Source organism: Kitasatospora sp. NPDC058184 (assembly GCF_042883725.1).
In the GTDB taxonomy this organism is placed as follows: domain Bacteria; phylum Actinomycetota; class Actinomycetes; order Streptomycetales; family Streptomycetaceae; genus Kitasatospora.
Genome location: NZ_JBHVVE010000008.1, coordinates 158,953 through 183,144 on the forward strand (window position 1 = coordinate 158,953; position 24,192 = coordinate 183,144).

25 protein-coding genes are annotated in these 24,192 nt (G+C 74.0%); 9 read left to right on the plus strand and 16 right to left on the minus strand.

Going from position 1 to position 24,192, the window contains the following annotated elements:
- Positions 1 to 162: 162 nt before the first annotated feature.
- From ACFVXH_RS17660 to ACFVXH_RS17675, 4 genes are all read right to left on the minus strand, one after another.
- Entirely contained in the window at positions 163 to 1,152 is a 990-nt protein-coding gene (locus ACFVXH_RS17660) for a bile acid:sodium symporter family protein (protein WP_387824973.1), read from the minus strand.
- Positions 1,153 to 1,304: 152 nt separating this feature from the next.
- Positions 1,305 to 1,655 (minus strand): hypothetical protein, encoded by a 351-nt coding sequence (locus ACFVXH_RS17665; RefSeq protein ID WP_387824570.1) that lies wholly within the window; start codon positions 1,653 to 1,655, stop codon positions 1,305 to 1,307.
- Entirely contained in the window at positions 1,652 to 2,539 is an 888-nt protein-coding gene (locus ACFVXH_RS17670; protein ID WP_049652485.1) for an oxaloacetate decarboxylase, read from the minus strand. Before ACFVXH_RS17670 ends, ACFVXH_RS17665 begins: the two co-directional genes overlap by 4 nt.
- A gap of 271 nt (positions 2,540 to 2,810) precedes the next feature.
- The gene (locus ACFVXH_RS17675; RefSeq protein ID WP_387824573.1) at positions 2,811 to 3,767 is read right to left on the minus strand and encodes a PhzF family phenazine biosynthesis protein; all 957 of its coding nucleotides are present in this window, start codon (positions 3,765 to 3,767) and stop codon (positions 2,811 to 2,813) included.
- Between the two features lie 390 nt (positions 3,768 to 4,157).
- Here ACFVXH_RS17675 and ACFVXH_RS17680 point away from each other — a divergent pair, with 390 nt between their 5' ends.
- Complete coding sequence (locus tag ACFVXH_RS17680; RefSeq protein ID WP_387824576.1) at positions 4,158 to 4,463, plus strand: hypothetical protein; 306 nt, start codon at positions 4,158 to 4,160, stop codon at positions 4,461 to 4,463.
- A 112-nt stretch (positions 4,464 to 4,575) separates the two neighbouring features.
- On the opposite strand, the gene ACFVXH_RS17685 is transcribed toward ACFVXH_RS17680, so the two are convergent.
- Positions 4,576 to 5,448: a class I SAM-dependent methyltransferase gene (locus tag ACFVXH_RS17685; RefSeq protein WP_387824579.1), complete on the minus strand. Its 873-nt coding sequence runs from the start codon at positions 5,446 to 5,448 to the stop codon at positions 4,576 to 4,578.
- Positions 5,449 to 5,813: 365 nt separating this feature from the next.
- Entirely contained in the window at positions 5,814 to 6,368 is a 555-nt protein-coding gene (locus ACFVXH_RS17690; protein WP_387824582.1) for a PadR family transcriptional regulator, read from the minus strand.
- 183 nt (positions 6,369 to 6,551) lie between these two features.
- Between ACFVXH_RS17690 and ACFVXH_RS17695 the strand changes: the two genes are divergently transcribed.
- Positions 6,552 to 7,958, plus strand: coding sequence for an MATE family efflux transporter (locus tag ACFVXH_RS17695; RefSeq protein ID WP_387824585.1), 1,407 nt, complete (start codon positions 6,552 to 6,554; stop codon positions 7,956 to 7,958).
- Positions 7,909 to 8,436: a DinB family protein gene (locus ACFVXH_RS17700; RefSeq protein ID WP_074003529.1), complete on the plus strand. Its 528-nt coding sequence runs from the start codon at positions 7,909 to 7,911 to the stop codon at positions 8,434 to 8,436. The genes ACFVXH_RS17695 and ACFVXH_RS17700 overlap by 50 nt, the downstream gene beginning before the upstream one ends.
- A gap of 32 nt (positions 8,437 to 8,468) precedes the next feature.
- Here ACFVXH_RS17700 and ACFVXH_RS17705 read toward each other — a convergent pair whose 3' ends face one another.
- On the minus strand, positions 8,469 to 9,983 hold the full coding sequence (locus ACFVXH_RS17705; protein WP_387824588.1) for an MFS transporter: 1,515 nt from the start codon (positions 9,981 to 9,983) through the stop codon (positions 8,469 to 8,471).
- Positions 9,980 to 10,570 carry a TetR/AcrR family transcriptional regulator gene (locus ACFVXH_RS17710; protein WP_074003527.1) on the minus strand — a complete coding sequence of 197 codons (591 nt, stop codon included), beginning with the start codon at positions 10,568 to 10,570 and terminating at the stop codon, positions 9,980 to 9,982. The genes ACFVXH_RS17705 and ACFVXH_RS17710 overlap by 4 nt, the downstream gene beginning before the upstream one ends.
- 75 nt (positions 10,571 to 10,645) lie before the next feature.
- Between ACFVXH_RS17710 and ACFVXH_RS17715 the strand changes: the two genes are divergently transcribed.
- Positions 10,646 to 10,801: a hypothetical protein gene (locus tag ACFVXH_RS17715; RefSeq protein ID WP_158077730.1), complete on the plus strand. Its 156-nt coding sequence runs from the start codon at positions 10,646 to 10,648 to the stop codon at positions 10,799 to 10,801.
- Between the two features lie 75 nt (positions 10,802 to 10,876).
- On the opposite strand, the gene ACFVXH_RS17720 is transcribed toward ACFVXH_RS17715, so the two are convergent.
- Positions 10,877 to 11,053, minus strand: a complete 177-nt coding sequence (locus tag ACFVXH_RS17720) for an antitoxin (protein WP_049656309.1) — start codon at positions 11,051 to 11,053, stop codon at positions 10,877 to 10,879.
- A 153-nt stretch (positions 11,054 to 11,206) separates the two neighbouring features.
- On the opposite strand from ACFVXH_RS17720, the gene ACFVXH_RS17725 reads away from it, so the two are divergent.
- Together ACFVXH_RS17725 and lpdA are read left to right on the plus strand one after the other, a co-directional pair.
- Positions 11,207 to 12,844 (plus strand): M28 family peptidase, encoded by a 1,638-nt coding sequence (locus tag ACFVXH_RS17725; RefSeq protein WP_079272314.1) that lies wholly within the window; start codon positions 11,207 to 11,209, stop codon positions 12,842 to 12,844.
- A 266-nt stretch (positions 12,845 to 13,110) separates the two neighbouring features.
- Positions 13,111 to 14,517 (plus strand): dihydrolipoyl dehydrogenase, encoded by a 1,407-nt coding sequence (gene lpdA, locus ACFVXH_RS17730; protein ID WP_074003526.1) that lies wholly within the window; start codon positions 13,111 to 13,113, stop codon positions 14,515 to 14,517.
- A 106-nt stretch (positions 14,518 to 14,623) separates the two neighbouring features.
- Here lpdA and ACFVXH_RS17735 read toward each other — a convergent pair whose 3' ends face one another.
- Both ACFVXH_RS17735 and ACFVXH_RS17740 read right to left on the minus strand, forming a co-directional pair.
- Positions 14,624 to 15,373, minus strand: coding sequence for a sigma 54 modulation/S30EA ribosomal C-terminal domain-containing protein (locus tag ACFVXH_RS17735; RefSeq protein WP_387824594.1), 750 nt, complete (start codon positions 15,371 to 15,373; stop codon positions 14,624 to 14,626).
- A 293-nt stretch (positions 15,374 to 15,666) separates the two neighbouring features.
- Positions 15,667 to 16,932 carry an AI-2E family transporter gene (locus ACFVXH_RS17740; protein WP_387824597.1) on the minus strand — a complete coding sequence of 422 codons (1,266 nt, stop codon included), beginning with the start codon at positions 16,930 to 16,932 and terminating at the stop codon, positions 15,667 to 15,669.
- A gap of 258 nt (positions 16,933 to 17,190) precedes the next feature.
- Here ACFVXH_RS17740 and ACFVXH_RS17745 point away from each other — a divergent pair, with 258 nt between their 5' ends.
- Positions 17,191 to 17,427 carry a DUF6296 family protein gene (locus ACFVXH_RS17745; RefSeq protein WP_074003523.1) on the plus strand — a complete coding sequence of 79 codons (237 nt, stop codon included), beginning with the start codon at positions 17,191 to 17,193 and terminating at the stop codon, positions 17,425 to 17,427.
- Between the two features lie 109 nt (positions 17,428 to 17,536).
- Here the strand turns inward: ACFVXH_RS17745 and ACFVXH_RS17750 are convergent, their stop codons facing one another.
- Both ACFVXH_RS17750 and ACFVXH_RS17755 read right to left on the minus strand, forming a co-directional pair.
- Positions 17,537 to 17,761: a hypothetical protein gene (locus ACFVXH_RS17750; RefSeq protein ID WP_049656887.1), complete on the minus strand. Its 225-nt coding sequence runs from the start codon at positions 17,759 to 17,761 to the stop codon at positions 17,537 to 17,539.
- 137 nt (positions 17,762 to 17,898) lie between these two features.
- Positions 17,899 to 18,384, minus strand: a complete 486-nt coding sequence (locus ACFVXH_RS17755; RefSeq protein WP_387824600.1) for a DUF6343 family protein — start codon at positions 18,382 to 18,384, stop codon at positions 17,899 to 17,901.
- Between the two features lie 260 nt (positions 18,385 to 18,644).
- Between ACFVXH_RS17755 and ACFVXH_RS17760 the strand changes: the two genes are divergently transcribed.
- Positions 18,645 to 20,645 carry a LamG-like jellyroll fold domain-containing protein gene (locus tag ACFVXH_RS17760; RefSeq protein WP_387824603.1) on the plus strand — a complete coding sequence of 667 codons (2,001 nt, stop codon included), beginning with the start codon at positions 18,645 to 18,647 and terminating at the stop codon, positions 20,643 to 20,645.
- A 147-nt stretch (positions 20,646 to 20,792) separates the two neighbouring features.
- Here ACFVXH_RS17760 and ACFVXH_RS17765 read toward each other — a convergent pair whose 3' ends face one another.
- The gene (locus ACFVXH_RS17765) at positions 20,793 to 21,503 is read right to left on the minus strand and encodes a TetR/AcrR family transcriptional regulator C-terminal domain-containing protein (protein WP_387824606.1); all 711 of its coding nucleotides are present in this window, start codon (positions 21,501 to 21,503) and stop codon (positions 20,793 to 20,795) included.
- An 85-nt stretch (positions 21,504 to 21,588) separates the two neighbouring features.
- Between ACFVXH_RS17765 and ACFVXH_RS17770 the strand changes: the two genes are divergently transcribed.
- Positions 21,589 to 22,992, plus strand: a complete 1,404-nt coding sequence (locus tag ACFVXH_RS17770) for an FAD-dependent oxidoreductase (protein ID WP_387824976.1) — start codon at positions 21,589 to 21,591, stop codon at positions 22,990 to 22,992.
- 108 nt (positions 22,993 to 23,100) lie between these two features.
- Here ACFVXH_RS17770 and ACFVXH_RS17775 read toward each other — a convergent pair whose 3' ends face one another.
- Positions 23,101 to 23,274 carry a CsbD family protein gene (locus tag ACFVXH_RS17775; protein WP_082346046.1) on the minus strand — a complete coding sequence of 58 codons (174 nt, stop codon included), beginning with the start codon at positions 23,272 to 23,274 and terminating at the stop codon, positions 23,101 to 23,103.
- 131 nt (positions 23,275 to 23,405) lie between these two features.
- Positions 23,406 to 24,044, minus strand: coding sequence for an SRPBCC family protein (locus ACFVXH_RS17780; RefSeq protein WP_387824609.1), 639 nt, complete (start codon positions 24,042 to 24,044; stop codon positions 23,406 to 23,408).
- Positions 24,045 to 24,192 lie beyond the last annotated feature (148 nt).

Consider the following 24,192-nt stretch of genomic DNA (forward strand, 5'->3'; position numbering starts at 1 on the left):
CGGGGTGGGCGGGCGGGTTCGTTCGGGGGGGGGCCGGCGGGGGGGGGGGCCCCCGCCCGTCGGCGGCGGTCGGGGCGCGGCCCCCCCCCCCGGCGCGGGCGGCCGCGGGGGGCCCCCCGCGCGCCCGACAGCCCGGGGCCTCGGCCAGGCTGCGCCGGGGGATCACCCGGGCGCTGGCGGAGCGCCCGGACCGGTGAGCGCGGGCGGGACCGAGCCGGGCGCCGCGCCGCCCGCCGCCGCCCGCGACCAGCGACCGGCGAGGACGGTGCCGACGATCAGCTGGAGCTGGTGGTAGAGCATCAGCGGCAGCACCATCAGCCCGGCTTGCGCTCCGAACAGGACGGTGGCCATCGGCAGGCCGTTGGCCAGGCTCTTCTGCGAACCGCAGAGCACCGCCGCGACGGTGGCCGGCCGGTCGAGCCCCAGCAGCCGGGCACCGAGCCCGGTGGCCGCCAGGGCGGCGGCGAGCAGGGCGAGCAGCACCGCGAGGAGCCCGAGCAGTGCCAGCGGGGTGGCCAGGCCCCAGATGCCCTGGGACACCGCCGCGCTGAACGCCGTGTAGACGACCAGCAGGATCGAGCCGCGATCCACCGGCGTGAGCACCCGTTTGTGCCGGGACAGCGGACCGCCGAGCCACGGCCGCAGCACCTGCCCGAGCAGGAAGGGCGCGAGCAGCTGCAGCCCGATCCGCAGCAGCCCGTCGGCGGACAGCTCGGTGTGCGAACCCAGCAGCCAGGCCGCCAGCACCGGCGTCAGCACCAGGCCCGCCAGGCTGGAGTAGGTGCCGGCACAGATCGCCGCCGGGACGTTGCCCCCGGCGGCGCCGGTGAGCGCCACCGAGGACTGCACCGTCGAGGGCACCAGACAGAGGAACAGCACCCCGGTCTGCAACGGCCCGGTGAGCGGGACGGGCGTGAGCAGTGCCGTGGCCATGCCGAGCAGCGGGAAGAGGACGAAGGTGGTGGCCACCACCAGCCCGTGCAGCCGCAGGTGGCGCAGCCCGGCCAGCGTCTCGCGGGTGGAGAGCCGGGCGCCGTAGAGGAAGAACAGCAGTGCCACCGCGAGGTCGCAGGCCACTTCGGCGACCCGTGCCGAGGCGCCGGAGACCGGGAACAGCGCGGCCAGCCCGACCGTCCCGGCCAGCGCCGCCATGTACGGGTCCAGCCAGCGCGGCAGCAGTCTTCGGGAGCGGGGCCCGGAGCCGCGTCGCGTACGCGCCCGTACCTCCAGCGCCTTTGCCCCACGGGGCCGCTCCCCGCGCGCCCGGAGCCCTGGTGGCTGCTCCGGGCGCGCCAGGCCGTCGGTCACGGGCCGCCTCCCGTCACCGGGCGGAGGGCGGGCCCGGAGGAGGATCCCGGGCCGAGCAGGCCGCCCACCAGCGAGCCGGCGCCGTCGTGGTCGCTGCCCGCGGAGCCGCTGCCGTTCTGGAGGTTGGCCGTCCGGTCGATCTCCAGCCAGGAGTCGGCGTTCGAGTTGTCCACGACCGTGATCAGCCCGCGGCCGCCGGCGGCCGCGGGCGCCGCGGCCCCCGCGAGCAGGGCGCAGGCCCCGACCAGCCCCAGCGCGGTGGCCCGCAGGGCGGCGGCCGCCGAGGGCTGGGCCGACGAGGGCAGGGCGGGCGAGGGCCGGGCCGGCCTGAGCTGCCCGGCCCTCATGCCGTCACCGCCATCAGCCCCCTGGGGCGCGCGATGTTCCGCTCCAGCAGCTCGGTGGACTCCCGCACGCCGACCTGCTCACGCCCCCCGGACGGGGTGGGCAGCCGCCCGTCGGCGCTCTTCAGCTCGGACAGCGCCTCGTCCATCGCCCGGTGCGCGGCGAACAGGCACGGGGTGCTGTAGATGGCCACGTCCACCCCCAGGGCCGACAGCTCCGAGAGCGACAGCCGGGGCGACTTGCCGCCCGCGATCTGGTTGAACAGCAGCGGCTTGTCGCCGACCACCCGGCGGATCCGGCGGATCCACTCCTCGCTGCGCACGCCGTCCACGAGCACCACGTCGGCGTCGGTGGCGGCGAGCGCCCGGGCCCGCCGCAGGATGTCGGCCTCCTCGGTGGCGTCGGTGCGCGCGACCACCACCAAGTCCGTCCGGTTGGCGAGGACGAGCTCCAGCTTCTCCAGGTACTCCTCCAGCGGGAGCACCAGCTTGCCGTCCGCGTGCCCGCAGCGGCGCGGCCGCTTCTGGTCCTCCAGGATCACGCCCGACGCGCCGATCCGTTCGAGCTTGCGCACGACGTGGCAGGCCACCTCCGGATCGACGTAGCCGTCGTCGATGTCGACCAGCAGGTGGTGCCGGGGAAAGGCCCCGCGCAGCCGTTCGACGAAGCCCACCATGTCGGGCCAGGCGATGAAACCGATGTCCGGCAGCCCGTAGTAGGAGGCCGCGAAGCCGAAGCCGGAGACGAACATGCCGTCGTAGTGCTCGGCCGCGATGGAGGCCGAGTACATGTCGTAGACGCCGATCAGCGGCGTCGCCCCCGGGCCCGCGATCTCCGCGCGCAGCCGCTGCCCGGGGCTGTCCGTTGCCGTGTTTCCGTGGAACAAGGTCTTCTCCTCACTGGGGATGACTTTGCCTGAACTTGGTGCTTACCAGACCGAACTTAGGTGTCATCACTATGCGCTCTTTAAGGTTCCGTGGGCAAATCTTTAAGTGAGATTCACTCGCGAGAGTGAAGAAATGTCGAAGATATGGAAGATGCTGATATGCATATCGGCTAAATGCTGTGACGCTTCAGCAAGGTGGTCGGGGTCGGCGCCCCGGAGGCAGGGCTGTCGGAGTCGACTGCCGTCACGTGAATCGCCGGGCGAGCGGTTCTCAGGCCCGGTCGACCATTTTGCCCGTCATGAGCTGCCCTTTCAGCAAGGTGCGTACCCCGCCGCCGACGCTTGCGAATATGCCCCCATCGGCATTCCTGCGGACTTCCACCCGCAATCTGGAGAAGCCGAGTTCGGTGGTGCCCTGGACGATGTCGAACACCAGGGGCTTGTCGATCGGCCCCGTGTGCGCCAGCCATCCGGCCATTGCCAGTGCGGCCGAGCCTGTGGCGGGGTCTTCCGCGCAAACCGGCTCGGGAACGAAGACCCGAGCGCGGACTTCGGGCAGTTGCGGAACGAACACTGCCACCCCGAAGACGCCGGCCAGTCCGGGCACCCTCTCGGCGAGCGCCGCAACCCTGTGCGGCAGGGCCTCGGCCGACTCCAGATCGGCGGCGCTCACCGGGAGGCAGGCGAACCCGAGCCCGGCCGATGCCAATCTCACGGGCCCTGCTGCCGCGTCCGGAGCGAGCCCAACCGCTTCGCATACGAGATCCGGAACGACGGGCGGACCCACCTGGCAGGCCCGTTCCTCCAGTACGGCACTTTCCCCTGTCGGCCCCACCTGCGCGTGAACGATTCCGCCCCGAGTGCGCAGCGCCACCTGGCCGGGCTGGGCCAGGCCCTGCCGCACCGCCACTGCGGCTGCTCCCACGAGTGGATGACCTGCGAAGTCCAGCTCGACGTAGGGAGTGAAGATCCGCACCTCCACCTCTCCTTCGTCATCCCGGCGCAGGAAGACGGTTTCGGGCATGGCCAGGCGGGCCGCCAGGCGTTGCATCAGCGCATCGTCACATGAGGCAGCGCACGTGACCACTCCGAGTGGCCCTCCGGTCAGCGGCTCATTCCCGAATACTTCGACCAGTTCGAATTTCATGCACCCGTCATCGCCGGAGACGGTCGAGTTGTCGCTCGCGAGTGTGGGGAGCGCAGGGGTGCCGGCGGAGCGGGTCGTCATCGCGGTTCTCTTTTCGAGTGGCTCTGCTGTCGTCGGCTGGGCTGTCGTCCGTGGCTGCCGGGGTCGACATTGAGCATGGTGATCATCGGACTGGCGGGGTCGGTTCGTGGAGGACGGCCGAGGCGAGTGCCGAGTCCAGGGCGCCCAGGTCTGCACGCGCGGATCCGTGCGGGCGTCAGGGCTCCTCATGAGTTGGACGTTATATCCAGCCTGGACTAAGTGTCCACCAGGGGTGCCTTCTCGCGAACGGTCCAGTGCGAGAGCAAGATCGATCACGGGGTGCCGGACCCCTGCCGGCAAGCCCCTCCGAAGTGCGCCGACCGATCCGGACCCGCCGAGCGCGGACGTCCGCACCGCCCACTCCGCGCGTCCACCCTCGAAGGGCACACCGTGGCCCGCAAGGGCAAGGAGAGCGGTCGACCGCCCGTCATCACCGGCGACACGGTGCACATCGTCCTGCGGCACCCGCGCGGGCGGCGGTCGGTCGAACAGATCCAGCCCGGCCTGATCATCCCCGCCGGCAAGCGGAAGGGGCGGAACCCCTCCGTCGCGAGCATCTACCGGGCGCCGGCCGAGCACGCCAAGCGCGAGGTGTGCCCCGAAGCCGTCGAACAGGCCCACATCGACTTCGCCGTCCTCCAGGTCGGCCAAGTCCCCGGTGCCCGCCTGGCTGTCCCGGGCCGAGTGCCGCTCTGACCGCAGAGCACTGTCTCTCGCTTCGCCGTGGCTTCGGGGGAACAGGGCCGTGTACGGGGCGAAGCCGGCGCCGGGGCCCGGCCGGTGAGGTGCGGGCCCCGGTGTGCGAGGGTCAGGCGTGCGGGAGCGGGGGTGCGGCGCGGCGTTCGCGCAGTGTCCGGAGCATCCGGCGGGTGGCCTTGGTCGCGACCGGGGGCAGGAGCTCCAGGGCGAGCCGCCGTGAGGTGGAGCGCTGGATCGGGCCCTTGACCTGGTAGTTGAGGCGCATCACCCGGGCGCCGGCGATGGTGTCCTCGTCGACGGTGTACCCCTCGGCCGGCCAGTCGCGCTCCCGCAGGACGGCCTGGGCGGCCGCCGCGTCGCCCCAGGTGCCGTAGAACTTCATCGGGGTGAGCAGGACCGGCCGCAGTCCGCCGGTGAAGACCGCCTCCCAGACCGCGGCGGAGACGCCCGGGGTGTGCTCGGAGCGGTAGTCGTCCAGGGCGACCGCGCCGTTCTCGCCGAGCGCGGCCCGGGCGACCGCGATGTCCCCGGCGACGTGCTCGTAGAGGTGGGAGGCGTCGACGTGGACGAAGCGGCAGCTGTCCGCCCGGACGCGGCCGTCGGCCAGCACCGAGGTCGGGGCCTGCACTATCTCGGGCAGCTCGCCGTGGAAGGCGAGGTAGTTGGCCTCGAAGGCGCTGCGGGTGAGGGTCTTGCGGTAGGACATGTTCATCTCGGCGGCGTTGTCGGCGTCGCCCGCCTCGGAGTCGAACAAGTCGCAGACCGTCAGCCGCTCACCCGGCTGCAGGTGGTCGCCGAGCAGGACGGCGCTGCGGCCGAGGTAGCTGCCGAGCTCCAGGATGTCGCCGGTGACGCCGGCCGCGGTCTGGGCGGACAGCAGGTGGCTGAAGGCGGCCCGGTCGAGGCTGAAGAACCAGCCGGGAATGTCGTCCCGCTTCAGCGGCGCGGAGTGGACTGCGGCCTCGACCGCGGTCTCGGACATGGGCACGGCGGCCTCCAGGGGGACGGCGGGGCGCGGTGGCGGGTCACGCCCGCGGAGGGGGACGCCGAGGACGTGAGGCGGATCATCATAGCGACGCCGGGGCGGGGGAGAGCCAGATGCGGAACGGCCTAAATCCGGCTCTTCGCTCTGCCGTTCGGCAGGGGTTCACGCCTTCGTTTTCGCTCCCGAATCGCCTGGTCGGCCTGGGCCCTCTCTTTCGGATCATGCCGGGCGCACGACGCCGGAGCACGCACCTCGCCGCGTTGTCGTCGGTCGCCGATGCTCCGCATGGACTCCCTCCTCCGCCTTGCGATGCACGCACTCCGACGCCGCACGCTGATCCGACGTGATCCGAAAGAGAGGACCTAGCCTTCCGAGAGCTCCGCCCCGCCCGGTCGTTCCAGCTCCGCGACGGTCTCGGACAGCCAGGCCCGCTCGGCCGCCGTGGAGGCCCGGGCGACGAGGAGCATCCCGCGCCGGAAGGGGTTCGGCTCGCGCTCGGCGGTCACCGGCTGCCCCGTCCCGTCGTAGAAGAAGCTGCTCGGAGCGTCCAGGAAGGCCAGTCGGCGGCGGAGCACGGCGGCCTGCCGGGTCGGGTCGGCGAGATGGTGCAGGAACGTGGTGACGGTGAAGAAGCGGATCTGGTCGGTGATCTCGGCCTGCTCCGGGTCGGCCAGGCGGCGCAGCAGGTCGGCCCGCCCCTGCGCCGTCAGCTCCAGCGTCTGCCGCGGTGCGGCGCCGCTGCCCGGTTCGGTGCGACGGTGCAGCAGTCCGGCCTTCTCCAGCCGGGCGATGGCGGGGTAGAGCGCGCCGTCGCTCACCGGTCGGACATGACCGGTCAGTCCGGTGATCCGGGACTTGAGCTCGTAGCCGTGAAGCGGCTGGTCGTACAGGAAACCGAGGATCGCGAGCGTCAACACGGCTGGAGCCCTTCGGTCGGAGTGCGCCCTGTGGAGTCGTCATGTTACCTCTTGTCGATGTGCCTCGAAACGATGTATCTCTATTCGAGGCAGGTCGAGAGGGCCGCAGCCGATCGAGGAGAGCCGAGGTGGGCCGGGGCCCGCCCGGTCACGTACGAGCACCACAGGGGAAGGGGAAAGGGCATGCGCGGCCAGTTGCGCCGACTCACGGCATTGGCGGTACCCGTCTACGCGGAGCTGCTGTCCGGGGTGATCGCCTCGGTGATCGGGGCCCTCTGGGTGGCCGGTCTCGGCGGGGCCGCGGTCGCCGCCGTCACCCTGGCCGGCACCGTCGAGAACCTGCTGCTCGGCCTGGTCCTGGTGGTCGCCTCCGGTACCAGCGTCAGGCTCTCCCACGCCCTCGGTGCCGGCGACCACGCCGAAGCCGCCCGGACCACCCGCGCGGCCTGGCGGCTCTGTGCCGCCGTCAGCGCGGCGCTCGCCGTCCCCGGCTTCCTGCTGCGCGACCGGCTGGCAGGCGCCTTCCTGGACGGCGAAGCCGCCGAACAGGCCGCCGGTTACCTCGCCGTCGCGTTCCCGGCCTTCGCGCTCTTCGTCGGCCAGCGCGTCGCCGACGAGCTGTTCAAGGGCGCGGGCGACACCCGCACCCCGATGCGGATCGCCCTGCTCTCCAACGCGCTGCTGCTCCTCCTCGACCCCCTGCTGATCCTCGGCCCGGGGCCGCTGCCCGCCCTCGGCGTGCCGGGCGCCGCCCTGGCCCTGGTCCTCTCCCGGGCGATCGCCCTCGCCGTCACCCTGCGAGTGCGGCGAGGGCGGCGACTGCGGCAGCCGGTGAGACGCGAGGAGCCGCAGCCGCAGGACCCCGGCGGCACCGGGGGAGCGGGCGCGGCGGCGGTACGGATCCTGCGCGCGGGCGCACCGTTCGGTCTGGACTTCACCGCCCGGATGGCCGTCGGAACCGCCCAACTCGGCCTGGTCGCGGGCTTCGGCGTCGCGGCGGTGGCCGGCTACGGCCTCGGCTACCGCGTCCTGCTCGTCGCCACCATGGCCTTCTACGCGCTGCGCCAGGCCGCCGCGATCGAGGCGGCACGGCTGACCGGCGCGGGAGAGGTCGCCGCGCTGCACACCCTGCGCCGCGCCACCGGACGCCTCGCCGCGCTGCTCGGTGGGGTGGCGGCGGTGCTCGCCGTCACGCTCGCCGTGCCGCTGACCGCGCTCTTCACCGAGGACCGGGCGGTGGCCGCGCAGTCCGTCGGCTTCCTGCGCTCGGCAGCTCTCTACCTGCTGCCGTACGCGCTGGTGGTGGCGGTCGGCGGAGTGCACCAGGCGGCGGGCGCCGGGCGCCCGCTGGTGGTCTCCGTCCTGCTCGGTCTCGGGACCCAACTCGCCGCCTCGGCGGCCCTGTCCGGGCCGCTGGGGGTGTCGGGGGTGTGGCTCGGGCCTGCGGTGGGCGCGGCCGTGCAGCTCGCGCTGCTCGCCACACTGACACGGTCGCGGAGTCCGCGCGGGACTGTCGGTGGTGTGTGCCAGGGTGGGGGCCATGGCACACACCCCGGACGGGCGGCCGATCCCGCCCCCGCACACCGATGAACGCACCACGCTGGAGAACTGGTTGGACTTCCAGCGGGCCACGCTCGCCCGGAAGGCCGACGGCCTCGACGACCACCAGGTGCGGCTGGCGTCCGTCCCACCGTCCACGATGACGCTGCTGGGCCTGGTTCAGCACCTCGCCGAGGTCGAACGCACCTGGTACCAGCGGGTGTTCGCCGGGCAGGACGTCCCGCCGGTGTACGGCGCGGACAACGCCGACGGCTACGGGCTGGCCCCGGAGCGCGGGATGGCCGAGGCGCTGCGGGACTGGCAGACGGAGGTCGACCGGGGCCGGGAGCTGACCGCGGACAAGCCGCTGGAGGCGGCCGGCCCGCTCTCCCCGCAGGTCGCCGCGGTGATCGGCGCGGACAGCGTCTCGCTGCGCTGGATCCTGGTGCACCTGATCGAGGAGTACGCCCGCCACAACGGCCACGCCGACCTGCTCCGGGAGTCCGTCGACGGAGCCACCGGGGTGTGAACCAAACCGGGGTCTGACGGCACGGGCGCTGTTCACCGCCGGCCGGCGGGCTCCGGCCGCGCGCCCGACGCCGGACCGGCGGCCCGGTCGGCAGCCCCACCGGCCGTCGGTTCCCCCGCCCGTCCGGTCAGCCGCGCGGCGACCAGCGTCCCCGCGCCGGCCACTGCCGCCATGGTCAGCGCGGACGGCGCGAGCGCAGCGCCGGGGTCCGTACGGCCGGCGGCGGCGGTGGCCAGGGCGATGCCCAGCGCCGGGCCGATGTTCAGCACGGTCTGCTGCAGGCCGCCCGCGACCCCGGCCCGGGCGGCGGACGCGCCCCGGACCACCATCGTGGTGGCGGTGGCCATCACCGCACCGAAGCCGGTGCCGAGCAGCGCGAAGCAGCCGCCGATCGCGAGCGTCCCGGTGCCGGTGCCGGTGCCGGTGCCGGTGCCGGTGCTGGTGCCGAGAAGTGCCGTGAACAGCGCCCCCGTGGTGATCAGGGCCATTCCCGGCAGCACCACCGCCCGCTCGCCGTGACGTTTCGCCAGCCAGGCGGAACCGGGCGCCGCGAGGATCATCGTCACCGCGAGCGGCACCGCCCGCAGGGCGCTCCGCAGGGGGTCGAGCCCGAGCACGTCCTGGAGGTAGTAGGTGGCCGGGAAGAGCGTTCCCTGGAGCGCGGCGGAGGCGGCGAGCAGGACGACGAGGGGCGGCGCGACGGCCGTGGAGCGGAGCAGCGCGGGCGGCAGCAGGGGGTCGGCGGTCCGGCGTTCGTGGCGTACCAGGACGAGGGCGAGGACTCCGGCCGCGGTGAGGCCGAGCAGTGGAACGGCCGGTCGGCCGGTGTCCGGCAGCGTCACCAGGCTCTGCACCAGGAGGGCCAGCGCGAGTGCGAGCAGGGCCGCGCCGGGCAGGTCGAGCCCGCTGCCGTGACGGCCGTCGTGCTCGCTGCTGTGCCGGTTGCCGCGCCCGGCGGCCGGGGATCGGGTGTCGGGCGATCCGGCTCCGGCCGGTACCGCGAGGGCCGCCAGGAGGGCGGCCGCGGCGGGCAGCAGGCCCAGCAGGAAGACCGACCGCCAGCCGAGGTGCGTGGTCAGTGCGCCGCCGACCAGCGGTCCGGCCGCCGCCGCGAGCCCGATGGCGGCGGTGCGGATCGCGATCGGGCCGGCCAGGCGGTCGGCGGGCCAGGCGGCCCGCAGCATGCCCAGGGTGGCCGGTTGCAACAGCGCGCCGGCCGCGCCCTGCAGGACGCGCAGCGCGACGACCCAGCCGATGCCGGGTGCGACGGCGATCCCGAGCGAGGCGGCGGCGAAGCCGGTCACGCCGAGCGCGAAGACCCGCCGGTGCCCGTACCGGTCGCCGAGGCGGCCGGCGAAGACCAGCAGGGCGGCGACGGTGACCAGGTAGCCGGTACTGGCCCACTGGACGGCGGCGACGGAGGCGTGCAGGTCGTGCTGGAGGGCCGGCCGGGCGACGGTCAGCGCGGTGCCGTCGACGGCGACCAGGACGGCGCCGGTGATGCTCGCGGCCAGGACGAGCCCCCGGTGGTGCCGTGGCGGGTTCATCGGGCCGAGGGGCCGAGGTGGGCGTCCAGCGTGGCGCGCAGCAGTGGCTCGACGGAGTCGTCGCCGGTGATGAGGCGCAGGCTGCCCCAGGTGCGCAGTTGGGCGAGGCCGTGCAGGTTGGACCAGAGGGCGGCGGTGGCGGCGGCCGGATCGTCGGACTGCGGGTGCACCTCGGTGACCAGGCCGACGAAGGTGAGGAACAGCGGCAGGGTGGTGCGGCGAAGTTCGATGCCGCTGCCCTCCAGCAGGTCGTGACGGAACATCAGCTCGAACATGCCGGGGTTGGCGGCCGCGAAGCCGAGGTAGGCGCGGGCGAGCGCGTCGAGGCGGGTGCGCGCGTCGGCGCCGGTGGCGGCGGTGAGGGCGTCGGCGCCCGCGAGGGTGTCGGTGAGCCTGCCGAAGCCCTGCTGGGCGATGGCGGCGAGGAGTTCGCGGTGGGTGGGGAAGTGGCGGCGGGGCGCGCCGTGCGAGACCCCGGCGCGGCGGGCGATCTCGCGCAGGCCGAGCGCCTGGACGCCGCCCTCGGCCACCAACTCGACGCCGGCGGCCACCAGTCGGGCCCGCAGGTCCTGCTCCTGTTCGGTCATGAGGACACTGTCTACCAGCTGCGCGTAGACAGTGTCTACTCGCGGCCGCACCGATGCCCGGGCAGAATCGATCGCGTGACCGATCACGTGGACGAAGGCGGCGAGCCGGCCTGCTGGCTGGACCGGGTGTGCCCCGAGTGCGGACGGTTGCGCGAGCGGACCGGCCCGGGCAGCTGCGAGAACTGCGGCGCGGACGGCACGGACGGTGCGGACGCGCAGGACGACGCGTAGGGCGACGGGTCAGGCGACTGAGACCGACCCCGGCCCGGCCGGGGTCAGCCGGGCCGGCGCCCCGCGGAGCCGCCGCTACTGGGGCGGCTGGTCGCGGAACTGGTTCTTGAGCTGCTCCTGGGCGGCGTCGACCTGCCCGCTGTACTTGCCCTCGGTGCGCTGGTCGACGGCGTCGCCCGCCTTGTCGACGGCCTTGTCGGCCTGGTCCTCGTGGCCCTTCAGCAGGCTCTTGAGCTTATCCATCATGGACATCTGGTCACACTCCTGGATGAGACGCCCCCACCCCTCCAATATCGCCGCGTGCGCTGCGGTCCGCATCCCGCAAGGTGTGCGTAAAGGCTTGGCAACGGGATTCCGATCATGTCCAATCATGACCCTCACGGCCCGTCGGAAGGAGTCGCCCTGATGCTGCGCACCCGTCGCTCCACCTCGCCGCTCGACCGTTCCACCCCGTACGACCGCACCACCTCTCCAGGACGCCCGCGAACCGCCGCCACCCGGCGGAGCGCGGGCGCCGCCCTGACCGTCGCTGCCCTGGTCGCCCCGCTGCTGCTGGCCGGCGCCGGCAGCGCCTCGGCCGACCCGGACCCGGCGCGCAAGGGCGCCAAGCTGGCCTCCCGGCTGGTCGAGGCGAGCAGCGCCCGGGATGCCCGGGCCACGCTGGCCGCGCTCCAGCTGATCGCGGACCGCAACGGCGGTACCCGGCCGGCCGGTTCGAAGGGGCACGACCAGTCCGCGCAGTACGTCTACGAGCAGGCGCGGCGGGCCGGACTCAACGTGTCCAAGCAGGAGTTCGTCTACACCTACTTCGAGGCCCGCTCCGAGCACCTCGACGTGGTCTCCCCGAAGGCCGAGTCGGTGCCGGTGATCGCCATGACGTACTCGGTGAGCGGTCCGGAGGCGGGCCTGACCGCGGACCTGGCGGTCGCTCCGGTCGGTGCCACCACCGGCTGCACGCCCGCCGACTACCCGGCGGGCGCCTTCACCGGCAAGATCGCCCTGATCCGGCGCGGCGGGTGCAGCTTCGCCGAGAAGCAGGCCGCCGCGGCCGGCGCGGGGGCGGCCGGGGCGATCATCTACAACAACACCGAGGGCAGCCTCAACGGGACGCTCAGCGAGCCGACGGCGGGGAGGATCCCGACCGGCGGGATCACCGAGGCCGCGGGCGCGGCGCTGGCCGCCCAGGCCGCCGCCGGGCCCGTCCGGGTGACCCTGGACATCCGCACCTTCATGGAGCAGCGCAAGACCTGGAACGTCATCGCCGAGACCCGCGGCGGCGACCCGAACCACACCGTGATGGTCGGCGCGCACCTCGACTCCGTCCCCGAGGGGCCGGGCATCAACGACAACGGCTCCGGCACGGCCGGAATCCTGGAGGTCGCGAAGAACCTCAGCGTCCACCCGGTGAAGAACAAGGTCAGGTTCGCCTGGTGGTCGGCCGAGGAGTTCGGCCTCAAGGGCGCCGAGAAGTACGTGACCTCCCTCTCCGACGCGGAGAAGAAGAAGATCAGCCTCTACCTCAACTTCGACATGATCGCTTCCCCCAACTACGCGCAGTTCGTCTACAACGGCTCCGGCAGCGCCGGCGGGGACGCGGGCCCCGAGGGCTCGGCCCAGCTGGAGCGGGACATCAACGGCTACCTGGAGGGCCGGGGCCTGCCGCACGACCCGACCGCCTTCGACGGCCGCTCCGACTACGGTCCGTTCATCGACGCGGGCATCCCGGCCGGCGGCACCGACACCGGTGCCGAGAAGGTCAAGTCCCCGGAGCAGGCGGCCCGTTACGGCGGCACGGCCGGCGTCGCGTACGACCCGTGCTACCACAAGGCCTGCGACAACCTGGGCAACATCGACATGGGCGCCTTCGACGTCAACATCGACGTGATCGCGAACGCCATCGGCACCTACGCCTGGGACCTCTCCTCGCTGCACCGGCCCGTCCCGGCCCAGCGCCCGGCCGCGAAGGCGGCGCCCGGCGCCGGCGCGGGCGCGACGGGTATCGGCGGCACCAACGGCGACCGCTCCCACGGCGTGGCGGCCTGACGCCCGGGTGGGCCCACCGCCGCCCCCGGCCGGCGGGCCCACCCGACCGCCGTACGCGACTGCTCCATCCGGGACCTCCCTCCGTCATCGGCCCTGGTGGCCACGGGTGCCGTCACCGTAGCGGAGAGCACTGACAAATCCGGCCGCGGGCCGGTACGGTGCCGCGCGGGGCGCATCCGCCGAGACCCGGTGGGTGCGCCGAGCACGGTCCTGACACCATGGGACCGAGATCACGACACCGTGACACCCTCGGAGGAGTCAGCAACATGAGCACGCACTACGACGTCGTCGTCCTCGGCGCGGGCCCGGGCGGCTACACCGCCGCCGTCCGTTCGGCCCAGCTGGGGCTGAAGGTCGCGGTCATCGAGGCCAAGTACTGGGGCGGCGTCTGCCTCAACGTCGGCTGCATCCCCTCCAAGGCCCTGCTGCGCAACGCCGAGCTCGCCCACATCTTCACCAAGGAGGCCAAGACCTTCGGCATCAAGGTCGAGGGCCAGGTGACCTTCGACTTCGGCGAGGCCTTCCGGCGCAGCCGGTCGGTGGCCGACGGCCGGGTCAAGGGCGTCCACTACCTGATGAAGAAGAACGGCATCACCGAGTACGACGGCTGGGGCACCTTCGTCGACGATCACACCCTCCAGGTGGCGCTCAGCGGCGGCGGCTTCGACGTCGTCACCTTCGACCACTGCGTCATCGCCGCCGGTGCCACCACCCGCCTGCTGCCCGGCACCAGCCTGAGCGACCGCGTGGTCACCTACGAGGAGCAGATCCTCACCGAGCAGCTGCCGGAGAGCATCATCATCGCGGGCGCCGGCGCGATCGGCGTCGAGTTCGCCTACGTGCTGCACAACTACGGCGTGAAGGTCACCATCGTCGAGTTCCTGGACCGCGTGGTGCCGCTGGAGGACGTCGAGGTCTCCACCGAACTCGCCAAGCAGTACCGCAAGCTGGGCATCGAGGTGCTGACCTCCACCCGGGTCGAGTCGATCGACGACAGCGACCCGAACGCCAAGGTCCGGGTCACCGTCACCAAGGACGGCCAGCAGCAGGTGCTGGAGGCCGACAAGGTGCTCCAGGCGATCGGCTTCGCGCCGCGGGTCAACGGCTACGGCCTGGAGAACACCGGGGTCAAGCTCACCGACCGCAACGCCATCGCGGTGGACGGCCGCGGCCGCACCAGCGTCGAGCACATCTTCGCGATCGGCGACGTGACCGCCAAGCTGATGCTCGCGCACGCCGCCGAGACGATGGCCGTGATCGCCGCCGAGACCATCGGCGGGGCGGAGACCATGGAGGTCGACTTCGCCATGATCCCGCGCGCCACCTACTGCCAGCCGCAGATCGCCTCCTTCGGCTACACCGAGGCGCAGGCCCGCGACCTGGGCTACGACGTCAAGGTCGCCAAGTTCCCGTTCACCGCCAACGGCAAGGCGCACGGGCTCGGCCACCCGATCGGCTTCGTCAAGGTCATCAGCGACAGCACCCACGGCGAGCTGCTCGGCGCCCATCTGATCGGCCCCGAGGTCACGGAGCTGCTGCCGGAGCTGACGCTGGCCCAGCAGTGGGACCTGACCGTCCACGAGGTCGCCCGCAACGTGCACGCCCACCCGACCCTGGGCGAGGCGGTCAAGGAGGCCATCCACGGCCTCGCCGGTCACATGATCAACATGTGACGCGCCCTCCCCGAGCGCACGCCGCGCCCCGTCGAGCGACCGCTCGGCGGGGGCGCGGCGCGGTTCCGCCCAAGGGCCAGGGGTGCTGGAAAGGGCCCCGCGGCCGTCAGGCGTGCCCGGCGATCAGGCCGAGCCGGCCGTCGAAGCGGCGGTAGAGCACCCGGCCCCGGCCGCTGACCGGGTGGGCGAAGAACAGGAACGGCAGCTCCGCGCCCGTCAGCCGGTCGACGGCCTGCGCCTCCGTCAGCCGGGGCGCGCCGTACGGGCTGAGGGTGATCGGCGAGGTCCGGCGGCCGGGCGGTCCGGCGGGGACGGTACGGGCGAGGCGGTAGCCGGTCGGGCCGACCCGGTAGACCACGGCGTCGGTCTCGGTCGCCGGATCGGTGAACAGGTGGATGTCGTAGTCCATCGCGTCCATGGTCCGGGCGGCGGCCGCCGGCGAGCACCACACCAGCGAGGGCTCCTTGCGGCGGACCACCCGGAGCTCGCGGAAGGCTCCGCCGCCCGGCCCGTCGGAGGCCGGCCCACCGGAGTCCGGCGCACGGTGGCCCGGCCAGGGGCGCGGCGCCCAGGCCCCGGTGACGGCCCTGATCCTGCCGCGGAGCGCGTCGCTCACCCGGTCGATCGAGTCGCCCAGCCCGGCCGCGGCCTCCTGGACGCGGATCCGCCGACCGTCCACCTCGGCGTTCACCTGCGCCAGCACGCCCCCGGCGACGGCCGCGAGCCGGACCCGCAAGGCCTCCACCAGCGTCCCGACCCCCGGAGCCGCCGCCGCGGCGGCCACCCGGGCCCGCGTCTCGGCCAGGACCTCGCCGGTCAGCCCCTCGAACGCCCTCACCGTGACCAACTCGCCCATCCCCAGGCCCTTCCACTCCCAGCCGGCGCATACCGGCGACCAGGATCCCGGGCCCCCGGCCGCGCGGCCAGGGCCCAACGGCCCCACTGCGGGGGCCGGGCGGACCAGCCGGGCCGTGGGGAGGGCGACCCGTGCCGCCGGAGTACGCGCCGGTGAACGGGACGGGAGAGGCACCGAGCCCCGGCCGGTGGGCGCCGCTACGGGGGAGCGCGGCGCGCTGCCGGTGGCGGCTGCCGACGGCGGACCGGGAGCCCGACGACGAGCCGGGTCTGTGACGAACAGGCGCCGCGCCCTCACCCGCCGGGCCGGCCGCCCCCGCCCGGTTCCGGGCGCCGACCCCGGTCCGCTCCGCGGCCGGGCCGGTCGCCCGCCGCAGCGGCCTGCACGCCCGGGAGGCCGGGCGTGCCGCGGGTGCGCAGCTCGCCGAGCACCGCCCAGCCGACCGACACCACCGGCACCGCCACCACCGCGCCCAGGACCCCCGCCAGCACCGCGCCGCCGGCCACCGACACCGCGATCACCACCGGGTGGATGCGGACGGACCAGCTGAGCACCAGCGGATGCAGCAGATGCCCCTCGATCTGGCCGATGACCACGATCAGCGCGAGCACCAGCAGCGCGATCACCGGCCCCCGGGCGGCGAGCGCGACCACGGCGGCGACCGCCAGGGCGATCGGGGAACCGATCAGCGGGATGAGGGTCGCCGCGAACTCCAGCACCATCAGCGGCAGGACCAGCGGCACCCGCAGGATCGCCAGCGCGATGCCCACCAGCACCGCGTTGGAGGCCGCCACGATCAGCACGCCCCGGGTGTAGCCCGCGAAGGTGAGCCAGGCGGCGCGACCGGCGCGGTCCCAGGCCGAACGGCTCCGGCCCGGCAGCTGCCGCTGCGCCCAGGTCCACATCCGGTCGCCGGAGTGCAGGAAGAACACCGAGCAGAACACCGCGAGCGCCAGCCCGGTGACCAGCTCGACGATCCGGCCGGCGCCGCTCAGCGCGGTGCTGAGCAGGGTGGAGCGGTGGGCCGAGACGAACGCGCCGATCTTGGCCCGCAGGTCGGTGACGGTGCCGGGCCGCAGGTGGAAGGGGGCGCCGGTGAGCCAGTGGTCGATCCGGGAGAGGCCGCCGCGCAGCTCGTTGCCCAGCCGGCCCCACTCGTCGGCTACGGTGGTGCCGACCAGCGCCAGCACCCCGCCGACGGCCGCGAGGGCGCAGAGGAGGACGACCAGGACGGCGAGCGAGCGCGGCATGCCGCGGGCCAGCAGGTCGACCGGCGGGCGCAGCACGGAGGTGATCACCAGCGCCACGAACAGTGCGACGACCGGCAGTTCGAGCCGGGCGAGGACGTCGACGACCAGGTAGGCGGCGAGCCCGAGCAGCACCAGCCGCCAGGTGTACCCGGCCGTCGTCCGCAGTCCGGAGGGGACGTGCTCCCCGGACGGATACGGGTCGGGGCCCGGGCCCGGAGCCCCCGCCCGGATCCGGCGCGCCGACACCCGGGGGCGGCGGCTGCCCAGCGGCACGGGCCGCCGGTCCGGTCCGGCGCCGTTCACTCCCACGGGCGGTCTCCTCGGGCTCGGCCGGGTGTCGTCCTCTCACGTCACGATGACCCATACCGCGACGGTTCGCCCTGCGGCGCCGCCGGGTCCCGTCACCCGGACAGCGGCATGCCGGCCGCGTCGGTGTGCGGGCGCACCGGGCCCGGGCAGACACGGGAACGGCGCCGGTCGCCCCGGGAAGGGCAATGGTCCTCCGTGTACAAGCGGCCGGATGAGGGGAGAATCCATGGCGCAGGGAGGGGGGAGAAGGAGGCCGAGATGAAAAGCCTCACCCGCCGCTACGCGGTGACGCTCCCCGGCCCGATCGGCGGGCACGCTCCACCGTCCGTCGTCGTCGTGTATGAGACGCAGGCCGTCGGTCCCGGCGGGGGCCTGGTCTGGGAGAGCTCGGACGGCGACCTTCGGGTGGAGATCACCGGCGGGGTGGCCACCGTCCTGGCGGCTCCCGCGATCGGCAGTCGGCACCCGTGCCTGATGGCGGTGCCGCTGCCGTGAGCACCTCGTCGTGAGCCGTGAGCACGTCGTCGTGAACACGTGGGCCGTGAGCGCGTGGTCGTGGGCAGGAAGAGGAAGGCGACGGAGGGCGGAGGTCGCAACGACAAGGTCACCGAGCGCTGGCGGCCAAGGCCTCGCGCACGGTGACCAGGCAGGGGTCGCAGTACCGGTCCGGCCCGGCCGCACCGGCGCCGTCGCCCACCGGGACGACGCGCTGGGAGGGCTCCAGGAACCGCCCGCACAGCGAGGAGCTCGCGTCGTCCTTGGCCACCACGTGCCACACCACGGCGGGTGGGGAGACCGCCGGGTCGTGCTCGGCCCACATCTCGTACACGGCGCTACCTCCGGATCGCTGGGGGCTCGGTGACTCCATGCAAACCCGCGGTCTGCCGAACGGCCACCGGGCCAGACCCGGTGGGATGGTTGAGGCGCCGGTGACGGTTGGGCGGGCGACGGTCGGGGGCCGCACGCTCAGTCCCGCCGGTCGGGGCGGGGGTGTCCTGGAGGCCCGGGAGGCCTGATTCCTGAGGCCGTGGTCCCCGAGTCTGTGCTCCCCGGGCCGCCCGCCCGGTCGCGGCCCTGGCCGGCGGCCAGGCGGCGCCGGATCACCAGCAGGTCGAGCGCGGTGATGCCGGCGAACCCGGCGCACAGGGCGGCGAAGAAGGCGTAGGTCCCCTGGTTGGGTGCGGGGCCCGGGCCGGCCAGCGCGGCCAGCACGGCGAACGCCACCGCCCCGCCGAGGAACAGGACGAGGAAGACCCGGGAGAGCACCCGCCGCAGCTCCAGGTCCGAGCGGGCGGTCACCGGCTCGGTGCCCCGGCGCACCGTCTCCTGCGGCCGGAGCTGGGGCATCGTCCGGCCGGGGCCCTGCGGGGTGTGCGGGAAGTCGTGGCGCTCGCCGCTCCGGCGGCGGGCCCCGCCCGCGTGCGGCAGGTCTGGGCTGGGTCGTACGGCCATGACGGCCCCCGAACGGATTCGGCCGGTTGTGTTCCGTCGGCGCGCCTACCCGGTTCCGGCACCGGCACACGCGCGCGGGGCTCCCGCCCGCTCCCGCCCGCACCGGCCCGCCGATGCCCACCGTCGCCCACCGCCGCCCGCCGCCCGGGCCCCGAAGCCCGGCGGATTCGGCCGCTGTTCACCGGGGCATGGCCCGCCCGATGATCTCCGACCAGTCCCGGTCCCTACCGTCAGGGCCCACACCACTTCCGGGAGCGAACATGCACGACAACCAGGCGACCGAGCACGAGTGCGGCTGCCCGCGGACGGCCGACCTCGACGGGGAGGGGCCGGCCGCGGACAGTCGGCGCCGGTTCCTGCGCGGGGCCGGTCTGCTGGGCGCGGGGGTCGGCACCGCCGGGCTCGGTCTGCTCGGCGCGGTGCCGGCGCAGGCGGCCGGGCCCGAGGCGGCGGGCGCGGCGGGCGCGGCGGGTGCGGCCGTGAAGGCGCCCAGGAAGGGCAAGGGGAAGGGGCGGTGGCAGCCCGACCCGGACGCCCGGCAGTTCACCGTCGTGGTCATGCCGGACACCCAGTACCTGTTCGACCAGGACCGGATCCACCCGGCGCCGCTGGAGGCCTCGGTCCGCTACGTGCTGGACGGCGGGGTCAACCGGGAGGACGGGACGGACGACAACATCGTCTTCCTGGCCCACCTCGGCGACGTCACCGAGAACGGCCTGGCCGTCGAGTACGCCGCCGTCACCAAGGTGTTCGGCCTGCTGGACGACGCGGGCGCCGCCTACGGCGTGCTCGCGGGCAACCACGACGTCCGCTCCTCGACCGACGACCAGCGCGGCACCACCCCGTACCTGGAGACCTTCAGCAAGGCCAGGGCCGCCCGCACCTCCGGCTACCGCGGCTCCAGCCCGGACGGCTACAACACCTGCCACGTGTTCCGGGCGGCGGGCCGCGACTGGATGGTGCTCTCGCTGGACTGGCGGCTCTCCGACGCGGGCTTCGCCTGGGCGAACGGGGTGATCGCGGCGAACCCCAAGCTTCCGGTGATCCTGACCACCCACGACCTGGCGCACGCCGACGACGGCGGCCGCGCCGAGCTGTCCGACAACGGGAAGCGGCTCTGGGAGCGGCTGATCGACGGCAACGACCAGATCTTCCTGACCGTCAACGGGCACTACTGGCCGCCCGGGCGCACCGTACTGCGGAACAGGGCCGGCCACGACGTGCACGTCCACATCACCAACTACCAGGACCGCTACTACGGCGGCGCGGCGATGATCCGGGCGTACCGCTTCGACCTCGACCGCGGCACCGTCGACGTGTCGACCTTCTCGCCGTGGATCCAGCAGATCGCGGCCGAGGAGCGCAACGCGCTGGCGGCCCAGCACGTCGAGCTGACCTCGGACGTGGACCGCTTCTCGCTCGCGATCGACTTCGAGCGCCGCTTCGCCGGCTTCGCGCCCGTCCCGCAGCGCCCGGCGCGCCGGGCGGGGGAGCTGCTGGTCCGCGACACGGTGGCCTACTGGCGGTTCGACAACGGCGGCGCGGACGGTGCGGCCGTCACCCCGCAGCAGGTCGTCAAGGACCTGAGCGGGCAGGGCAACGACCTGCTCTGGCAGAGCGCCCCCGGCACGCCCGACGGCGCGCTCAGCTGGTCCGCCGAGCACCACCCGGACCAGCCGGGCCACGGCAGCCTGCTGTTCAGGGGCACCCGCTCGCCGGTCCGCGGCGGCTACCTGCAGACGGTGCCCACCGCGCCGGTGAACCGGGAGACCTTCGAGCGCGGGTTCACCGTCGAGGCCTTCTTCAAGCTGCCCGCCGACTGGGACTCCGCGCAGAGCCGCTGGTCCGCCCTGCTCAGCCGCTGGGGGACGAGCGCCGAGGCGGGCAGGAGCGGGCCCGGGACGGACGCCGACGAGCCGGTCGTGACGCTCAGCGTCTCCGAGGCGCCGGCCCTCCAGTGGTGCGTCTACCCGCTCAACCAGACCGGGGCGTCCACCTGTTGGGGCCACCAGCTGCCGCTGGACCACTGGTGGCACGTCGCGGTGGTCAACGACGGGAAGCTCAGCCGGATGTACGTCGACGGCTGCGAGGTGGCGCGCAACCCGGCGACGCCCGCGGTCGGGCTGACCACGCTGGGACGGCCGTGGATGCTGGGCGGCTACGCGTACGCGGGGGTGCTGGACAAGGTCTTCCACGGGTACATCGGGGACGTCCGGATCGTGAAGCGGGCGCTGCGGGTGGGCGAGTTCATGACCGCCTGACCCGCGCTCCCGCGCGGCACGGACACCGCCGGGCCCTGGTACGGGCCCGGCGGTGCGGTCGTTTCCGGGACGGCGAACGGTGAACCGGTGAAACGGCGAACCGGTGAACCGGCGAACGGCCGACGGCGGACGACCGCGCCGGAGCCGTCAGCCGAGCAGGGTGGCCTCGACCCCGGCGAGCACCGCCGCCAGGCCCTGCTCGAAGCCCTCGTCGAAGTCCTGGAACATCACCCGGCCCGATTCGGCGGCCAGCGGGTGGGCGGCCAGGCGCTCGGCGCGGGCGTCCAGGTCGTAGCCCTCCTCGCCGTCGAAGGGGTTGGGGCCCATCGCCTGCTCCTCGATGACGTAGCCGATGGTGTAGCTGTAGGCGGTCTGCCAGGCGCGGGCGGCGGCCACCGGGGTGAACCCGGACTCGACCAGCAGGCGCAGCCAGGTGTCCAGTTCGGCCGCGTAGCCGGTGTCGGTGAACCGGGAGCCGCTGTAGACCTTCGCGCCGTCGCGGTAGCGCAGCAGCTCGGCGCGCAGGGTGCGCATGGTCCTCAGGTAGGTCTCCCGCCAGTCGCCCGGGGCCGGGGCGCGACCGGCCCCGTCGGCCCCGCTGGCCGCGTCGGCCCCGTCCGCCCCGGCGCCCGCGTCCGCCGCCGCCCGGGCCGTCATGCGGCGCATCATCTCGGTCGCCATCTCGTCCAGCAGCGCCTGCTTGTCCTTGAAGTGCCAGTACAGCGCGGGCGCCTTGACGTCGAGCCGGGCGGCGATGGCGCGCAGCGTCAGGCCGTCCAGGCCGGCCTCGTTCAGCAGGTCCAGCGCGGTGCCGACGACCTGGCCGCGGTCGAGCTTGGGGGTTCTCTGGGGGGTCACGGTTGACAGTTTAACGCCGTTAAGTGCACGCTGTCGGCAACGGCTACTTAACAACGTTAAGGAGGTTGTCGTGGCTTCTCACGGCATGCACACGGACGTCCTGGTCATCGGCGCCGGGCCCACCGGACTGGCCCTGGCGCTCGACCTCGCCCGGCACGGCGTCGCCGCGCTGGTGGTCGAGCGCGGCGCCGAACTCTTCCCCGGCTCGCGCGGCAAGGGCCTCCAGCCCCGCACGCTGGAGGTGCTCGACGACTTCGGCGTGCTCGACCGGGTCCGCGCGGTCGCCGGGCACTACCCGCCCAACCTGTTCTGGCGGGACGGCGAACCGCAGGGCGAGCGCCGGATGTTCGACCCGACCGAGCCCTCCGAGGCCGAGCCGTACACCGAGGCGCTGATGCTGCCCCAGTGGCGCACCCAGCAGGTGCTGTACGGGCGGCTGCGCGAGCTGGGCGGCGAGGTCGCGTTCGGCCGGGAGCTGGTCGGCCTGGCGCAGGACGAGGAGGGCGTGACCGCCGAGTTCGTTGCCGGCGGCCCGGTCCGGGCGCGGTACGTCGTCGCGGCGGACGGCGGCCGCTCGACGGTGCGGCGACTGCTCGGCATCGGGATGACCGGCGAGACCGTCGACCCGGACCCGATGCTGGTCGCGGACGTCCGGATCGACGGGCTGGACCGCGAGCACTGGCACGTGTTCGGCTCCGAGGAGGGGATGCTGGCGATCTGCCCGCTCGGCGGCACCGAGGACTTTCAGCTGGTCGCCCAGTTCCCGGAGGGGACGGCCGTCGACCTCACCCTCGACGGGCTGCGCACGGTGGTCGCGGCCCGCTCCCACCTGGCCGCCGAGCAGGTCACCGAACTGCGCTGGATCTCCGAGTTCCGCCCGCGCGCCGCGCTCGCCGACCGCTTCCGCGCGGGCCGGGTCTTCCTGGCGGGCGACGCCGCGCACGTCCACTCGCCGGCCGGCGGGCAGGGCCTGAACACCAGCGTCCAGGACGCCTACAACCTGGGCTGGAAGCTGGCCGCGGTGCTGACCGGGCGAGCGGGGGAGGGACTGCTCGACAGCTACGAGGAGGAGCGCCGCGGCAACGCGGCCGCGATGCTGGAACTGTCCACCAGGGTCCACCGCGGCGAGCAGCGCCGCGGCCGGGCGACCCAGCAACTCGACCTCGGCTACCGGGAGTCCGCGCTCTCGGTGGAGACCCGCCAGGACCTCCCGGCGGACGCGCTGCGGGCCGGCGACCGCGCCCCGGACGGCCGCCGGGGCGGCACCCGGCTGTTCGACGCCTTCCGCGGCCCGCACTGGACGCTGCTCACCGTCGGCACGGACACCCCGCTGCCCGCCGTCACCGCCCCGGTGGTCCGCATCCCGGCCTATGAGGCGTACGGCACCGGGGTGTTCCTGGTCCGGCCGGACGGCTACCTCGGGTGGGCCGGCGCCACGGCCGACGGCCTCGCGGCCTACGCGGGGCGGCAGGGGCTGCTCGCCCCCTGAGGGGCTCCGGGGGTCCGTGCCCGGGCCGGCCGGCGACGCCGGTGCGCCGGGCGCGGTGGAAGCGCGGACACCCGGCGGCCGTCCGGGGACGACCGGCCGGGTGCCGGATCAGTGCTTGCCCGCGTCCTTGACCTTCTCCACGGCCTGTTTCAGGTCGCTCTTCGCCTGCTCGGCCTTGCCCTTGAGCTCGGTCGAACGGTCGCCGGTGGCCTTCCCGGCCGCTTCCTTGGCCTTGCCGCCGGCCTTCTCCGCCATGTTGCGCAGCTTCTCCTCGGTACCCACGGCGGGTGCCTCCTCTCGTCGACGGGGCGAAGGTCCGCCCCGGGCGGCGTCTGCCCGGGGCGCGGGCTTCCATGCGCGGGGTCCGCGAGTCGGTCCGTCGGGACAGGTCCGGCGAGTCGGTCCGGCCGGTCCTACCGGGTGCGGGCCTCGGCGGCGGTCTTCAGGTCGTGCAGCCAGCCTTCGAGGCCCTGGCGGAGGATGTCGGTGGCGGCGGGGACGTTCGCGTCGACCTGGGGGCCGGTGTGGGTCTCCTCGGTGCGCACCAGGACGCCGCCGGGGACCTCGGTGAAGTTCCACACGTGGACGCCGTCGATCCGCAGCCCGGTCGCGACCGCCGGGCCGGTCCAGCGGATGCAGGTGCCGGGCCGCAGCTGCCGGACGGTGGAGGTGATCTCCAGGACGGGGTCGGCCGAGGCGGGGTTCGGGGGCAGCGGGGTGGTCCAGTGGAACGCCGACCCCGGGCGCAGCGGGCCGCCGTCGAGGCGCTCCGCGTTCCGCACCGGCGCCTGCCAGTCGGGCCAGCGCGCCACGTCGGTCTGGAGCCGCCAGACCGTCCGCAGCGGTGCGTGGATCACCGCCTCCGTCCGGTAGCGGACGCGGGCGTCGGGGTCGACGCCCGCCCCGCCGCAGGTGAGCGAGGAGCCGGGGCGGTGGGCGGTGGCGGCCCCGGCCGGTGCGGCGGCGGCGCCGAGCAGCCCGAGGGCGAGCGGGAGGGTCAGCAGGGCGGTGCGGATGCCGGTGCCGCGGGTGGAGCTGCGCGTGGCGGACATGGAACTCCCCATTCACTGGTCGGCCGTCGGGACGGCTCGGACGCCTTGCGAGCTAGATGCTCACGCCTTCGTTAGAAGTTGTAACTCCATGAGGGCCGGGGCGTCAACAGGTTCCGTGATACCTTCTAACGGAAGCGTGAACATGTAG